9 protein-coding genes, 1 pseudogene and 1 riboswitch are annotated in these 13,942 nt (G+C 73.2%); of the genes and pseudogenes, 8 read left to right on the top strand and 2 right to left on the bottom strand.

What is annotated here, in order from left to right:
* Window positions 1-172: 172 nt before the first annotated feature.
* A riboswitch (cobalamin riboswitch) is annotated at window positions 173-290 on the top strand.
* Window positions 291-440: 150 nt separating this feature from the next.
* Window positions 441-2,720, top strand: coding sequence for a 5-methyltetrahydropteroyltriglutamate--homocysteine S-methyltransferase (gene metE / locus M0P34_RS07120; protein WP_291497853.1), 2,280 nt, complete (start codon window positions 441-443; stop codon window positions 2,718-2,720).
* Between the two features lie 73 nt (window positions 2,721-2,793).
* Here the strand turns inward: metE and M0P34_RS07115 are convergent, their stop codons facing one another.
* Window positions 2,794-3,828 (bottom strand): Smr/MutS family protein, encoded by a 1,035-nt coding sequence (locus M0P34_RS07115; RefSeq protein WP_291497851.1) that lies wholly within the window; start codon window positions 3,826-3,828, stop codon window positions 2,794-2,796.
* A 178-nt stretch (window positions 3,829-4,006) separates the two neighbouring features.
* Between M0P34_RS07115 and M0P34_RS07110 the strand changes: the two genes are divergently transcribed.
* The 7 genes from M0P34_RS07110 (at window position 4,007) to M0P34_RS07080 (ending at window position 13,688) form a co-directional block, all read left to right on the top strand.
* Window positions 4,007-5,152, top strand: coding sequence for a transporter substrate-binding domain-containing protein (locus M0P34_RS07110; protein ID WP_291497849.1), 1,146 nt, complete (start codon window positions 4,007-4,009; stop codon window positions 5,150-5,152).
* 65 nt (window positions 5,153-5,217) lie between these two features.
* Window positions 5,218-6,180: a glucokinase gene (locus M0P34_RS07105; protein ID WP_291497847.1), complete on the top strand. Its 963-nt coding sequence runs from the start codon at window positions 5,218-5,220 to the stop codon at window positions 6,178-6,180.
* Between the two features lie 142 nt (window positions 6,181-6,322).
* Window positions 6,323-7,666: a TolC family protein gene (locus tag M0P34_RS07100; RefSeq protein WP_366062204.1), complete on the top strand. Its 1,344-nt coding sequence runs from the start codon at window positions 6,323-6,325 to the stop codon at window positions 7,664-7,666.
* Between the two features lie 99 nt (window positions 7,667-7,765).
* Window positions 7,766-9,427: an ATP-binding cassette domain-containing protein gene (locus M0P34_RS07095; RefSeq protein ID WP_291497843.1), complete on the top strand. Its 1,662-nt coding sequence runs from the start codon at window positions 7,766-7,768 to the stop codon at window positions 9,425-9,427.
* Window positions 9,424-11,124, top strand: a complete 1,701-nt coding sequence (locus M0P34_RS07090) for an ATP-binding cassette domain-containing protein (RefSeq protein ID WP_291497840.1) — start codon at window positions 9,424-9,426, stop codon at window positions 11,122-11,124. Before M0P34_RS07095 ends, M0P34_RS07090 begins: the two co-directional genes overlap by 4 nt.
* A complete protein-coding gene (locus tag M0P34_RS07085) occupies window positions 11,111-12,442 on the top strand; it encodes an HlyD family type I secretion periplasmic adaptor subunit (protein ID WP_291497837.1) in 1,332 nt (443 codons plus the stop codon). The genes M0P34_RS07090 and M0P34_RS07085 overlap by 14 nt, the downstream gene beginning before the upstream one ends.
* Before the next feature lies 1 nt (window position 12,443).
* On the top strand, window positions 12,444-13,688 hold the full coding sequence (locus M0P34_RS07080) for a glycosyltransferase (protein WP_291497835.1): 1,245 nt from the start codon (window positions 12,444-12,446) through the stop codon (window positions 13,686-13,688).
* 92 nt (window positions 13,689-13,780) lie between these two features.
* Here the strand turns inward: M0P34_RS07080 and glnQ are convergent.
* Window positions 13,781-13,942 (bottom strand): annotated as a pseudogene (gene glnQ, locus M0P34_RS07075) (glutamine ABC transporter ATP-binding protein GlnQ); the annotation flags it as partial.

Raw genomic sequence — 13,942 nt, 5'->3', positions numbered from 1 at the left:
CACGCTGCTGGCGCGCATGGACAAGTACGCCATCCGCGTGCAGGCCCTGGTGTCCGGCAGGCCCCCGGGCCGCCCCCCGGGCCGGGGCTGAGCCCCGGCCCCCCCAACTCCGCGCTTGCCCTGGACCCCGGGGCACACTAGACTGCCTCCATCGATCCCGCACCCGGGAAACGGAAGACGGTGCAAATCCGTCGCGGACGCGCCACTGTAACCGACGCAAACCCCGCCACGCCCACTGCGGCCCAAGCCGTGGGAAGAGCGTGGCCCCACGGGGTCGGAAGCCAGGAGACGCCCCGGGTGCATGGAGCACGACTGTCTCGCGATATGGACAGACATGCGCAGCCGCCCGGAAGTTCTTCCGGGGCGGCCCCGCCTTGTGGCGTCTTCGTTTCGAGTGTCGTTGCTCCCTTTCATCAACGTTTTGCTGAAAGGAGTGACAGATGGAAAGGCACATTCCCGGTTTCCCCCGCATCGGCGTGCGCCGCGAGCTCAAGGCGGCCCTGGAGGCCCGCTGGCGCGGCGAGCTGTCCCCGGAGGGCCTGGCGGCCGCTGGCCGCGAGCTGCGCCTGCGCCACTGGGACATCCAGCGCCGGGCCGGGCTGTCCCTGGTCGCCGTGGGCGACTTCTCGTTCTACGACCATGTGCTGGACACCGCGCTCATGCTCGGGGCCGTGCCCCGGCGCTTCGCCGACGCCGACCCCGGCGCCGGGCCGGAGCTGGCCTTCCGCATGGCCCGGGGCGACGCCGCGCGCGGCGTCGCGGCCATGGAAATGACCAAATGGTTCGACACCAACTACCACTACATCGTGCCCGAGCTGGAGCCCGGCCAGCGCCTGGGGCTGGCCTCGCGGGCCCTGGCGGACGACGTGCGCCTGGCCCTGGAGCACGGCCACCGGCCCAAGGCGGTGCTCCTGGGGCCGGTGACCTTCCTGGCCCTGGCCAAGGGCGTCGACGGCCAGGACCCCTGGGGGCGGCTGGACGAGGTGCTGGACGCCTACGCGGCCCTGCTGGGCGAGCTTGACGGCCTGTGCCCGTGGATCCAGGTGGACGAGCCCGTGCTGTGCACGGACCTGTCCGCCCAGGCCCGGGCGGCCTTCCCGCGGGCCTATGCGGCCCTGAACGGCGCCGTGGCCGACAGCGGGCTGCTGCTGGCGACCTACTTCGGCGCCCTGGGCGCCCGGGGTCTGGAACTGGCCCTGGCCTCGGGCTGCCGGGGGCTGCATGTGGACCTGGTGCGCGGCGCGCAGGGCCTGCCCGCGCTGCTCGACGGGCTGCCCGGGGGCATGACCCTCTCGGCTGGCGTGGTGGACGGGCGCGGCATCTGGCGCACGGACCTGCGCCGGGCCGTCGGTCTGCTGGAGGACATGGCCCGGCGCATCGGCCCCGACAGGCTGATGGTCGCCTCGTCGTGCTCCCTGCTGCATGTGCCCGTCGACCTGGAGGCCGAAACGGCCCTGGACCCCGAGGTCAGGGGCTGGATGGCCTTCGCCACGCAGAAATGCGCCGAGCTGGGCGCCCTGGGCGACCTGCTGGAGGGGCGCGACCGCGCCGGGGACCTGGCCGCCAGCGACCAGGCCGTGGCCTCGCGGCGCCAAAGCCCCCTGACCCGCGACCCGCAGGTGCGCAGGCGCTGCGCGGAGGTGGACGAGGCCATGCTGCGCCGCGCCCGGCCCTACGCCGAGCGCAGTGTGGCCCAGGGCTGGCTGGACCTGCCCGCGCTGCCCACCACCACCATCGGCTCCTTCCCGCAGACCGCCGAGATCCGCCGCCAGCGCAGGCTGCTGCGCGAGGGCGCCGTCACCGGGGCGGACTACGAGGCATTCCTCAAGGAGGAGATTGCCCGGGTGGTGCGCATCCAGGAGGAGCTGGGCCTGGATGTGCTCGTCCACGGCGAGGCCGAGCGCAACGACATGGTGGAGTACTTCGGCCAGCAGCTGGCGGGCTTCCGCTTCACGGGCAACGGCTGGGTGCAGAGCTACGGCAGCCGCTGCGTCAAGCCGCCGGTGATCTGCGGCGACGTGAGCCGCCCGGGGCCGATGACCGTTTCGTGGATCACCTACGCCCAGTCCCTGACCGAGCGGCCCATGAAGGGCATGCTCACCGGGCCGGTGACCATCCTGTGCTGGAGCTTTGTGCGCGACGACCTGCCGCGCGCCGAGGTCTGCCGCCAGCTGGCCCTGGCCGTGCGCGACGAGGTGCGCGACCTGGAGGCCGCCGGGGTGCGCATCATCCAGATCGACGAGGCCGCCTTCCGCGAGGGCATGCCCCTGGCCGAGGCCGAGCGCGGGGAGTACCTGCGCTGGGCCGTGGAATGCTTCCGGCTGGCCACCTCGGGCGTGGACGACGCCACCCAGATCCACAGCCACATGTGCTACAGCTCCTTCAACGACATCCTCCCGGCCATCGCCGCCATGGACGCCGATGTCATCAGCATCGAGTCCAGCCGCAGCGGCATGGAGCTGCTCCAGGCCTTCCGGGAATTCGACTACCCCAACGCCGTGGGCCCCGGGATCTACGATATCCATAGCCCGCGCGTGCCCCCGCGCGAGGAGATGGTCGGCCTGCTGCGCGCGGCCCTGGCGCTGATCCCGGCCTCGCGGCTGTGGGTCAACCCCGATTGCGGGCTCAAGACCCGGGCCTGGCCCGAGACCGTCGAGTCCCTGCGCAACATGGTCGCCGCAGCCCAGGAGGTTCGCGCCGAACTGGAGGGCCGGGGCTGATCCCGCCCCGGAGGCTTCAGGAAAAAGCAGGCCGCGCCCTTTCGGGCGCGGCCTGCGTCGCTTTGCGCGGCGCTCAGGCGTCCCAGTCCGCGGGCAGGCGGTCCCATTGGACCTTGCCCAGGGATTTCCTGTATTTGCGCAGCATGACGTAGAGGGCGCCCGGGCCGCCGTCGCGGGGCTGGGCGGTGACGAAGGCCAGCACCACGCGGCGCAGGGGCTCGCGGGTCAGCCAGAGCTGGACCTCGTCGCGCAGCACCCCCCGCCCGTCGGGCGAGTTGCGGCCCCGCCCGGTGACCAGCAGCAGCGTGCGCCGCCCCAGCAGGTAATTGCGGCGGATGAAGTCCACCGTGGCGTAGAGGGCCTGCTCGGCATTGAGCCCGTGCAGGTCCTGGTGGGCCTCCACGGAGAAGGCCCCGGCCCGCAGCTTGTTGAAAATTTTGGGGTCCAGCCCGGTGACGTGGCCGTGCTGGTATTCGTCGGTGAACTCCAGCTGGAAGTCGACCTCCCCGCGCACCAGGCGGCGCAGATGCTCGCGGGCCAGGGCCTCGGGCCGGGCGGCCGGGGCCTGGGGCGCGGGCGGCTCCACGGCCTTGGGCACGTCGCGTCCGCCGCCGCCGTCCAGGCGGTCCACGTCGCCCACGGCGCCCAGGAACAGGGCGGCGTCCTGCGGGTCGGCGGGGGCGGCGGGCGGCGCCGGGGGCCGGGCGGCCTTGCGCCCGGAGGGGCGCGGCCCGGGGGCGGAGGCGGGGGGCGTGCCGGTCCTGGCTCCGGCGGCTTCGCGTTGTTCGTGCTCTTCGAGCAGGTCGCCGAAGGGCCGCTCGTCCCGGGGCCTGGGCCGCGCGTCGGGGGGCGGGGCCTGGGCCTTGCGGCCCACGGCGCCCATGGCCCGCAGGAACAGGGCGTCCTCGGTCCGGAATGCGTCCGGCGCGCCCGGGGAACCCGGGGCGGGAGCCTGGGCCTTGGGCGGCGCGGGCGCCGGGGCGGGGCTGCCCCTGCGGGCGACCTTGCGGGCTCCGCCCGCCTTTTCGTCCTTGGCGTCGGCGTCCTTGAGCTTCAGCCCGGCGCTTTTCAGGGCCTTGAAGGGATTGTTGGCGAAGTCGTCGGTCACGGTGTTCCTCCGTCCCACAATGTGGTCGCGGCAGGGGCGGCTGTCAAGGCGATTGGGCGCTTCCGGCGCGCGGGGGATCGTGGTAGCCTTGGCCCGGGGCTAAAGATCGCGGCCCCAGCGCCGACAAGATGTGGAGAACGACCGGCGGGACTGGCTCCCGCCGTCGCCGGAGCCGACCATGAAACGTACAGCGACCGTCCTTCTGGCCCTGGCCGCCCTGGCCCTGGCGGCGCCCTGCGGGGTGCGGGCCGCCGAGAAGAAGATCTGCGCCTTCGACCGCGCGTTCATCCCCTTTTCCTTCGTGCGCAACCAGCAGCCCACGGGCTTCGAGGTGGAAATCCTGGAGGCGGCGCTCAAGGGTTCGGGCCTGGGGCTCGAATTCAAGCCCATGCGCAGCTGGGAGCAGGGCCAGGCCGAGCTGGCCAGCGGCGTGGTGCACATCGCCCCGGGCATCACGCGCACGGACCTGCGCGACAAGCTCTTCATCTATCCCTCCACGCCCACGGTGGAGCTGGGGCTCAAGTTTTTCGTCAACCGCGCCTCGCTGGTGCGCAGCGTGGACCAGCTGCGCGGACAGACCGTCGCCACCCGGCGCGATTCCGTGACCCAGGGCCTGTTGCAGGCCTTCGGGGGCGTCAAGGTCCGGCTGTACGACGACGACGAGAAGGCCATCCTGGCCGTGCAGGCCGGTGACGCCCAGGCATACCTGGGCGCCGACAAGCTCGCCTGGGACATCATCGCCCGCCGCGACCTGCGGAACCTGGTGGTCGTCGGCCCGGCCATGCACAGGGAGCAGCTCTACTTCGCCCTCTACAAGGGCGAAACGGGCCTGCGCGACCTCGTGGACCGGGGCCTGAAGCGGATCATGGCCGACGGCGAATACGACCGCATCTACCGCAAATGGTTCGTGCCCGAGCCGAGCACCCAGGATATGGCCGACCTGGCCGCCAAGGCCGCCGCCGAGCTGCCCACGGCCTACGCCCCGCGCACGGGAACGCCCCGGGCGGCGGCGGTGCTGACCCGCTCGGGCGAGGTCTACGCGGCGGCCTCGGTGGAGGGCCCGCGCGAGGGTATCGGCGTCACGGCCCTGGAGGGCGCGGTGGCCCGGGCCGTGGGCGCCGGGGATCTGGAGCTGCGCATGGCCGTGGTGGTCGACGCCCAGGGCCGCGCCCTGCCGCCCTCGGGGCCGGAGCGCGACCTGCTGGCCGGCTTCGGCCGGGGGGTGCTGGTGGTGCTGGAGCCCAACCCCGGCGAGCGCGAGGCCTGGATGGTCCAGGCCCTGCTGCCCTTCGCCCAGTCGGCCCCCGTCCGGCCGGAGGACTGAGGCCCGGCGGAAACATCGCGGCCCGGGGCTCCCCGGGCCGCGTTTTGTATGCTATCCACAAAGCCATGACGACCATCCTCGCCGCCGACATCGGCGCCACCCACGCGCGGTTCGCCGCCTTCACGCACGGCCCCGCAGGGCTGGCCCCGGGCCGTTCCCTGTGGCTGGATTCCGCCGGGGCCGGATCCCTGGCCGGGCTGCTGGACGCCCTGCGCCGGGCCGAACCGGCCCTGGACCCCGCCCGGGCCGACGCGGTGGCCCTGGCCGTGCCCGGCCCGGTGCGCGACGGCGTGTTTTGCGCCCCGCCCAACCTGCCCTGGAGCATCGACGTGTCCGACCCCGGGGCCCTGGGCCTGGGGCGCGTGGTGCTGCTCAACGATTTCCAGGCCCAGGCCTGGGCCGTGCTCACCGGGGTCATGGATACGGCCGTTCCCGTGCTGCCCGGGGCGCCGGGGTCGGCGCCGGGGCAGGGGGGCCCCGTGGCCGTGCTCGGGCCCGGCACGGGCATGGGCCAGGCGCTCCTGGCGCCCGACGGCCGGGGCGGGCATGTGGCCCTGGCCTCGGAGGGCGGCCACGCCCTGTTCCCCTTCCAGGGCGAGGAGGAGTTCGCCTTCCAGCGGTTCCTGCTGGCGCGCGGCGGGCGGAGCCGGGTGGTGGGGGACATGGTCGTCTCCGGCCCGGGGCTGGCTGCGGTGCACGCCTTCCTGAGCGGCGAGGAGCTGGCCCCGGCCCAGGTGGCCGGGCGGCTGGACCGGCACCCGCGCACCCTGCGCTGGGCCGCGCGCTTCCTGGGCCGGGCCTGCCGCGACCATGTGCTGCGGACGGCGGCCCTGGGCGGGCTTGTGGTCTGCGGCGGCGTGGCGGCGCGCAACCCCGCCCTGCTGGCCGACCCGGCCTTCGCCGCGGAGTTTCTGGCCAGCGATACCCACGCCGATTTCCTGGCGGCGGTGCCCGTGCGCCTGAACACCGCCCAGGACAGCGGCCTGTGGGGCGCCGCCTACCACGGCGCGGCGATGCTTGGCCCCTGAGGACGGCGGGGGACGGAGCGGAAAGCGGCCAGGCTCAGGGCTTTTCGCGTCGCGCTGTCCGGTGGATGCATTGGCCGCATCCGCCCGAGGGAAAGCCCGAGTTTTCCTTGTTGCATCAACAACGATCTTGGCGTTATAGAGAATGTATCCAGTGTTGCAACATGACAGATCCACGTCCGGAGGGCTCGCCGTGAGGAAAGGTATCTTGTGCGCCGCGCTGGCGGCATTGGTTTTTTCCGCGTTTCCGGTTGGGGCGCAGGCTGCCGGCCTGCCCGATCTGCTGCCCGACATGCTGGCCACCCATGAGCGCGTCCAGGCCGCGACCCAGGCCCAGGACGCCGCCGCCTTCCGCCAGCGCCAGGCCGAGTCGGGCTGGTATCCCAAGCTCGATCTCGTGGGCGACTTCAGCCAGGAATTCTACGACACCAACAAGCAGGCCCTGCGGAACAACTACCGCAACATCCAGAAGCTGCGCGGCACCCAGCTGCTCTACGACTTCGGCAAGACCGACAGCGTCATCGCCCAGATGGGCGCCACGGCGGAGCAGGCCGAGCAGCGCAAGGTGCTCATCCGCCAGGCCCTGCTCCTGGAGGGCGTCACCTCCTATGTGAACCTGCTCAAGCATGTGCGCACCCTGGGCTACGCCATGCAGTCCGTGGAGAGCTTCAAGAAGCAGTCAGGCATCGAGGAAGTGCTGGTGGAGAAGGGCGCGGGCCTGTCGTCCGACGTGCTCCAGGCCAAGTACAAGCTTTCCGGCGCCCTGGGCACCCAGGTGGCCGTCGAGGGCCAGCTGGCCAACGCCAAGAGCCGGTTCCTGGCCGTCTACGGCTTCGAGGTCTCCGACGCCGATGTCCTGGACTTCGAGCCGCCCCTGGTGCCCTACGAGCGGATTCCGGCCTCCCTGGACGAGGCCATCGAGATCGCCCGGACCGAGAACCCCGAGCTGCTCATGGCCCAGAAGTCCGTGCAAATGGCCGAGGCGGCCCTGGATTCGGCCAACGCCAAGTTCTACCCCTCCTTCAACGCCTTCTGGGAATACTGGCGCAAGGAGAACGACGCGGGCCAGAAGGACACCGTGCAGCTCGAACAGCGCTTCGGCGTGGAGTACACCTACAACCTGCTGAACGGCGGGGGCGACATGCAGGCCGTGGAGGCCGCCGTCCGCGACCGCGACTCGGGCGTGAACTCCCTGAAGGACATGGAGCGGACCATCGAGGAGCGCATCCGCACCGCCTGGCAGAATCTGCTGACCGCCCGGGCGCGGGCCGAATGGTTCCGCAGCCAGGCCTCCATCCTCGAAGGCTTCCTGGAGCTGGCGCGCAAGGAGCGCACCCTGGGCAACCGTTCGCTGCTCGACGTTCTGGCCGCCGAGACCGATTTCTACAACGCCCAGATCCAGCTCGTGGGCGCGGAGTACGACCAGATGATCGAAGCCTACAACCTGCTCTATGCCATGGGACGGCTGGAACTGGACCTGTTCCTCTAGCTCCTGCGGGAGGCATCCCTTCGCGTGACGCCTACAGTCGATCCGACCGGCGGGCCCCGTGGCGGGTCCGCCGGTCTTCTTCCTTCGGGGCCGGGTTCCATGCCTGAACTGCCGTACCGCCTGCTCCTGCGCCGCGGCCCGCTGGCGGAGCTGGCCGTCGCCACGGCCTGCCTGAACCTGCTGGCCCTGGCCGATACGGTCTACACCATGATCCTGTTGCGGCGCTACATCGCCCACGGGGTGGACGGCACCCTCGTGCTTCTGACCCTGGGCGCCCTGGCGGCGGTGGGCCTGCAATGGCTGCTGGCCTCGGTGCGCCGTGTGCTGGCCCAGGGCCTGGGCCGGGAGCGCGACCAGGCCCTGGCCGCCGGGGTTTTCGCCGCCCTGGGCGGGGCGGACGCCCTGGCCCTGGCCTCCGTGGCGCGCGAGGACGCGGCCCAGGCCGCCGCGGACCTGGGCGAGGTTCACGCCGCGTGCGACGCCCAGGCCGCCTGCGCCCTGCTGGACGCACCCTTCGCCCTGCTGTTCACGGCCAGCGTGTTCTTTCTCAGCCCGCCCCTGGCGGGCATCGTGCTCCTGGGCATCGTGGCGACGGCCCTGGCGGGCCGGGCGGGCATCCGGGCCACCAGCGGGCAGGCCCGCGCCCTGGCCCGGGCCAGGGGCGAGGCCCGGGCCACGCTGGCCCAGGGGCTGGCCGCGCCGGACACCGTGCGCGCCTTTGGCGCCCGCGAGGCTTGCCGCGAGCTGTTTTCCGCCGCCCAGGCCCGGGTCCTGGGCCTGGTGCACGCGGGCCGCGAGGCCGCAGGCCGGACCCAGGCCCTGGCCCTGGGCACCGGGGTGCTGGTGCGCGTCGCGCTCTACGGGGTGGGCGCCAAGCTGGCGGTCCAGGGCAGCCTGAGCGTGGCCGGGCTCATCGGTGCGTCGATCATGGGCTCCTACGCCCTGGCGCGGGCGGCGGGCGGCGTGCAGGCCGCACAGCTCGGGGCCCGGGGCGCCCAGGCCCTGGAGCGGCTGCGGGCCCTGGACGCCCTGCCGCGCGAGGCCCGGACCGGGGAGCGCCCCGGAGCCTTCGCGGGCGGGCTGGCCCTGCGCGGCGTGGCCTTCGGTTTCGGCGGCCAGCCGCTGTTCGCCGGGCTGGAGCTGGACCTGCCTCCGGGCGGGGTGCTGGTGGTGCGGGGGCGCAACGGTGCGGGCAAGAGCACCCTGCTGCGCCTGCTGGCCGGGCTGGCGCGGCCCACGGCGGGCGAGATCCTGGCCGACGGCCGACCCCTGGCCGGGTTGGACCCCGGCTGGTGGCGGGCCCAGGTCGCCTGGCTGCCCCAGGAACCGTTCTTTCTGCCCGGCACGGTGCGCGAGAACATCCTGCTGGCCGCTCCGGAGCTCGGCCCCGGGGCCCTGGGGGACATCGTGCGCCGCGCGGGGCTCGGGCCGTTCATGGACACCAGCGCCCAGGGCGTGGAAACCCCGGTGCGCGACGCCGGGCGCACGCTGCCCGTGGGTATCCGCAAGCGGCTGGCCCTGGCCAGGGCCCTGGCCGCCCCGGGCCGCCTGGCCCTGCTGGACGAGCCCACGGCGGGCATGGACGCCGGGGGTGCCCAGGCCGTGTACGAGGCCATGAACGTCATGGTCCGCGAGGGCCGGACCATCGTGGTGGTCAGCACCGATCCGCATATCGTCAAGGGCGCCACCCGGGTTCTGGACCTGGACGCGGCGGCCCCGGCGCAGGGCGCGCCTGCGCCAGCACGGGAGGGCGCGCCATGAGGGAGCTGTTGCGCAGGCTGCGGCTGGCCCCCCTGGCCACGGCGCGGCTGCTGGCGGCCACGGCCCTGGTGAACCTGCTGGCCTTCGCCTCGCCGCTTTTCGTCATGCTCATCCTCGGGCAATATGTGGAGTCGGGCTTCGACGGTACGCTGTACACCCTGGCGGCGGGCATGGGCATCGCCCTGCTGCTCCAGGCGGCCTTCCAGCAGCTGCGCACGCCCCTGGCCGCGCAGCTTTGCGCCGGGCCGGACCGTGCCCTGGGCGAGGCCGTGTTCGCCACGGTGGTGCGCGCCCGGGGCCAGGCCCTGGCCCGGGTGCCCGAGGCACGGCGCCGCGAGCTGGCGGGGGTGGTCCAGGTGGTGCAGGAGGCCTTCGCCCCGCCCACCCTGTGCGCCGTGCTCGACGCGCCCTTCGCCCTGCTGTTCGCCCTGGCGGTGTTCGCCTTCAGCCCGGTCCTGGGGCTGCTGGGGCTGGCCTTCGCCGTTGCGGCCGTGGCCTTGGGGCTGGCCGGGCAGGGCTCCCTGCGCGACCTGGGCCGTGAAGCCGATCGGGCCGAGGCCGACTGCCGGGCCCTGGCCGTGCAGGCCGTGGACGGTGCGGATACCGTGCGCATGCTGCGCGCGGGCGGGCACCTGGGCGGCCTGTGGGCGGACGCCTGCCAGGCCCTGGGCGCCCGGCGGATGGCCCTGACGGCCCGGCGTCTGCGCGCCCTGACGGCCCAGGGCCTGCTGGGCACCCTGGCCCGGGTGCTGATTTTCGCCGTGGGCGCCTACGAGTGCGTCCACGGGCGGCTGGGTGTGGCCCAGCTCATCGTGTGCAACATCCTGGTTTCCCATGCCTTGCGTCAGGCGGGGGCCCTTGTGGCGGCCGGGGAGCGCCTGGCCCGGGCCACCCAGGCCCTGGGCGAGATCGGGGAGTTCCTGCGCCTGCCCCTGGAGTCGGAACGCGGCACGGCCCTCAGGCGGTTTTCGGGCCGCCTGGAGCTGCGCGATCTGGCCTTTGCCCACCCGGGCAGCAGCGGGCCGCTGTTCGAGTCCCTGAGCCTGCGTCTGGAGCCGGGCGCCCTGGCGGTGGTCCACGGCGATAACGGCACGGGCAAGACGACCCTGGCCCGGCTGCTGGCCGGGCTCCTGGAGCCCATGCGCGGCGAGATACTGGCCGACGGCATCACCCTGCGCCAGCTGGCGCCGCCGTGGTGGCGCGGGCAGCTGGCCTACCTGCCCCAGGAGCCCGAGTTCCTGCGCGGCACCGTACGCGACAACGTGCTGCCCCCTGGCGGGGCGGCGGAGCCGGACTTCGAGACCCTGGCGCGCCGGGCGGACCTGGAGCGGGCCCTGCGCGGGCTGCCCGGCGGGGCCGACGCGCCCCTGGACGACGCCTTGCGCACGCTGCCCCTGGGGGTGCGCAGGCGGCTGGCCCTGGCCCGGGCCCTGGGAACCGGCGGGCGGCTGGCGATTTTCGACGAGCCCTTCGAGGGCCTGGACGACGACGGCGCCCGGGCGGTACGCTCGGCCCTGGAGGAAATGCGCGCCGCAGGGGCCACGGTGGTGGTGCTGGCCCACGATCCGGCGCCCTTCGCCCATGCGGATGTTTTCATCGACCTGAACACCAAGCCCGTGCCCGCCGTGCGGGCCGGCGCGCCCGCGCCGACCGCCGCGGCCCCGGGAGCGGAGGATACCCGCCATGCCCGCCCCTGACGGCGCCCCCCTGTGCACCGGGCCTGCCCAGCCCGCCGCCGACCCCCACGGCCCCGAGGCCGCCCGTGGCGCGCGGGTGCTGCTGTGGCTCACGGTGGCCCTCATGGCCTCGATGTTGCTGTGGGCCGCCGTGGGACGGCTGGACATCGTCAGCACCGCTGCGGGCGAGGTCATCCCCAGCACCAAGGTCAAGAGCGTGCAGCACCTGGAAGGCGGCATCATCCGGGCCATCAACGTGCGCGAGGGCGACGAGGTCCGCGCCGGGCAGGCCCTGGTGGAACTGGAGGAGACCTTCTCGGGCTCCAGCGTGGAGGAGCTTGGCGTGCGCATGACCGCCCTGCGGGCCGAGGTGGCCCGGCTGGACGCCCTGGCGGGCGGGCTGGAAACCCCGGCCTTTCCCGAGGACCTGGCCCGCGAGCATCCGGCCCTGGTGGCCCAGAACCGTGAGCTCTTCGAGGCCAACGTGGCCCGGCTGGGCAGCGAACTGGCCGTGCTGCGCGAAACGGTGGTCCAGCGCGGGCAGGACATCGTGGAGATCGAGGCCCGGCTGCGCAACAACCAGGAGGGCCTGCGCCTGGTGCGCGAGCAGATCGCCATCAGCGAGGAGCTGCTGCGCGAGCAGCTGACCACCCAGTACAAGCACCTGGCCTTCAAGCGCGAGGAATCGCAGCTCGTCTCGGCCATCGAGCAGGACCGCGCCGGGCTGCCGCGCGCGCGCTCGGCCCTGGCCGAGGCCCGGGAAAAGCTGCGCAAGACCGAGGCCGCCTTCCGCGAGGACGCCCGCGAGGAGCTGCTCAAGAAGCGCCAGGAGCTGGAGGAGTTCTCCCAGCGCATGCGCAAGTTCGAGGACAGCCTTCAGCGCACGGTGATCCGCTCGCCCGTGGACGGCGTGGTCAAGAAGCTGCATTTCGTCACCGTGGGCGGCGTGGTTCAGGCCGGGGAGACCCTGGTGGACGTGGTGCCCTCGTCGGACCGCCTGGTGGTGGAGGCCCATCTGCCCATCTCGGACATCGGCTATGTGCAGCCCGGGCAGCGGGCGATGGTCCGCCTGGCCTCGCACGACTCCGCGCGCTTCGGGCGCCTGGAGGGTCGCGTGGTCCACGTCAGCCCCGACACCTTCGTGACCCCCGACGGCGCGACCTACTACTCCGTGCGCATCGAGACCGAGGGCGACGGCTTTCGCCACGGCGATTTCGAGTACCGGCTGATCCCGGGCATGCTGGTGGTGGCGGCCATCCACACCGGGCGGCGCACGGTGCTGCAATATCTGCTCGACCCCTTCCTGGGGTCCCTGGGCGAGGCCCTTCAGGAGCGCTAGGATGAAGGTCCTGCTGACGCACCCCAATTTTCCCGGACAGTTGCGCCACGTCGCGGCGGCCCTGGGCGCGCGCCAGGAGAACGTGGTGGTCTTCGCCACCCGCATCGCGCGCAACGAATGGCGCATCCCGGGGGTCAGCAAGCTGCGCTACGAGCCCCGGCCCCCCGAGGGCCTGAAGCCCCATCGCCTGCTCGAACCCCTCCAGGACGCCGTGCTCCAGGGCGAGGCCCTGCACCGTGTGGCACACGACCTGAAGACCCGCGGCTTCACCCCCGACGTGATCTACGGCAACTCCGGCTGGGGCAGCACGCTGTACCTGAAGGACGTGTGGCCCGACGTGCCGCTGATGTGCTATTTCGAATGGTTCTACGACCCCGAGGGCGCCGACGCGCGCTTCGGGCTGGCCCCCGGCGCCGGGGAGGGCTACGAGCCGCCCAAGCTCATGCGCACGCGCAACGCGGTCATCTTCAACGACCTGTGGGCCTGCGACCAGGGCCTGTCGCCCACGGCCTGGCAGCGCGCGCAGTTCCCCGACGCCTTCCGGCCCAAGATCGAGGTGCTCCACGACGGGGTGGACACGACGTTCTTCAGCCCCGCCCCCGGGGCCGCCCCCGGCCTGGACCTGCCCGGGGCGGACCTGACGGGCGTGGAGGAGATCGTGACCTTCGTGGGCCGGGGCATGGAGCCTTACCGGGGCTTTCCGCAGTTCATGGAGGCGGCGGCCCGGGTGCTGGCGCTCCGGCCCCGGGCCCATGTGGTGGTGGCCGGGTCCGAGCGCGTGTGCTACGGCTCCCCGCGCGAGGACGGCAAGAGCTGGAAGGAGCACATGCTGGAGGTGCTGGACCTGGACCTCCAGCGCCTGCACTTCACCGGCTCGCTGCCCTACGGCCAGTATCGCGACCTGCTGCGGGCCTCCAGCGTCCACGTCTACCTCACGCGGCCCTTCGTGCTCTCGTGGTCGTTCGTCGAGGCCATGTCCTGCGGCTGCGCCCTGGTGGCCTCGGACACCGAGCCCGTGCGCGAGGCCGTGACCCACGGGCAAAGCGCCCTGCTGTGCGATTTCTTCCGGCCCGCGGCCTTCGCCGAGGCCATCTGCACCCTGCTGGACGACCGGGCCCTGGCCGCGCGCCTGGGCGCCGCCGCGCGGCAGACGGCCCTGGAGCGCTACGACCTGCGCACCCTGCTGCCCCGGCATCTGGAACTGCTGCGGCGCACGGCGCGCCAGCCCCCGCGCTCCCGGGGCTGATTCCGCCCCGGCCCGGCCCCAAACGGCCCGGGGGCCCGGGAGCCGCTTCGCCCCCGGGCCCCCGGGCCTCGTCCGTCCTCGCGCCGCGCGGGCTAGAGGATCTGCTTCATGAACAGCTGGGTGCGCTCGTGGCGCGGGTTGGTGAAGAAGTGTTCGGGGGTTCCGGTTTCGACGATGCGCCCGTAGTCCATGAACACCACGCGGTCGGCCACCTCGCGGGCGAAGCCCATCTCGTGGGTCACCACCACCATGGT

This window comes from Desulfocurvus sp. (assembly GCF_023230885.1).
Lineage (GTDB): Bacteria > Desulfobacterota > Desulfovibrionia > Desulfovibrionales > Desulfovibrionaceae > Desulfocurvus.
Note: the sequence above shows the minus strand (reverse complement) of the source record. Positions and strands in the feature narration are given on the sequence as shown.

What these genes read in the sequence shown, in the direction of transcription:
- M0P34_RS07085 (WP_291497837.1), top strand. Translation starts at nt 11,111, where the DNA reads ATGCCCGCCCCTGACGGCGCCCCCCTGTGCACCGGGCCTGCCCAGCCC.
- M0P34_RS07080 (WP_291497835.1), top strand. Translation starts at nt 12,444, where the DNA reads ATGAAGGTCCTGCTGACGCACCCCAATTTTCCCGGACAGTTGCGCCAC.
- M0P34_RS07095 (WP_291497843.1), top strand. Translation starts at nt 7,766, where the DNA reads ATGCCTGAACTGCCGTACCGCCTGCTCCTGCGCCGCGGCCCGCTGGCG.
- M0P34_RS07105 (WP_291497847.1), top strand. Translation starts at nt 5,218, where the DNA reads ATGACGACCATCCTCGCCGCCGACATCGGCGCCACCCACGCGCGGTTC.
- M0P34_RS07090 (WP_291497840.1), top strand. Translation starts at nt 9,424, where the DNA reads ATGAGGGAGCTGTTGCGCAGGCTGCGGCTGGCCCCCCTGGCCACGGCG.
- metE (WP_291497853.1), top strand. Translation starts at nt 441, where the DNA reads ATGGAAAGGCACATTCCCGGTTTCCCCCGCATCGGCGTGCGCCGCGAG.
- M0P34_RS07110 (WP_291497849.1), top strand. Translation starts at nt 4,007, where the DNA reads ATGAAACGTACAGCGACCGTCCTTCTGGCCCTGGCCGCCCTGGCCCTG.
- M0P34_RS07100 (WP_366062204.1), top strand. Translation starts at nt 6,323, where the DNA reads ATGTATCCAGTGTTGCAACATGACAGATCCACGTCCGGAGGGCTCGCC.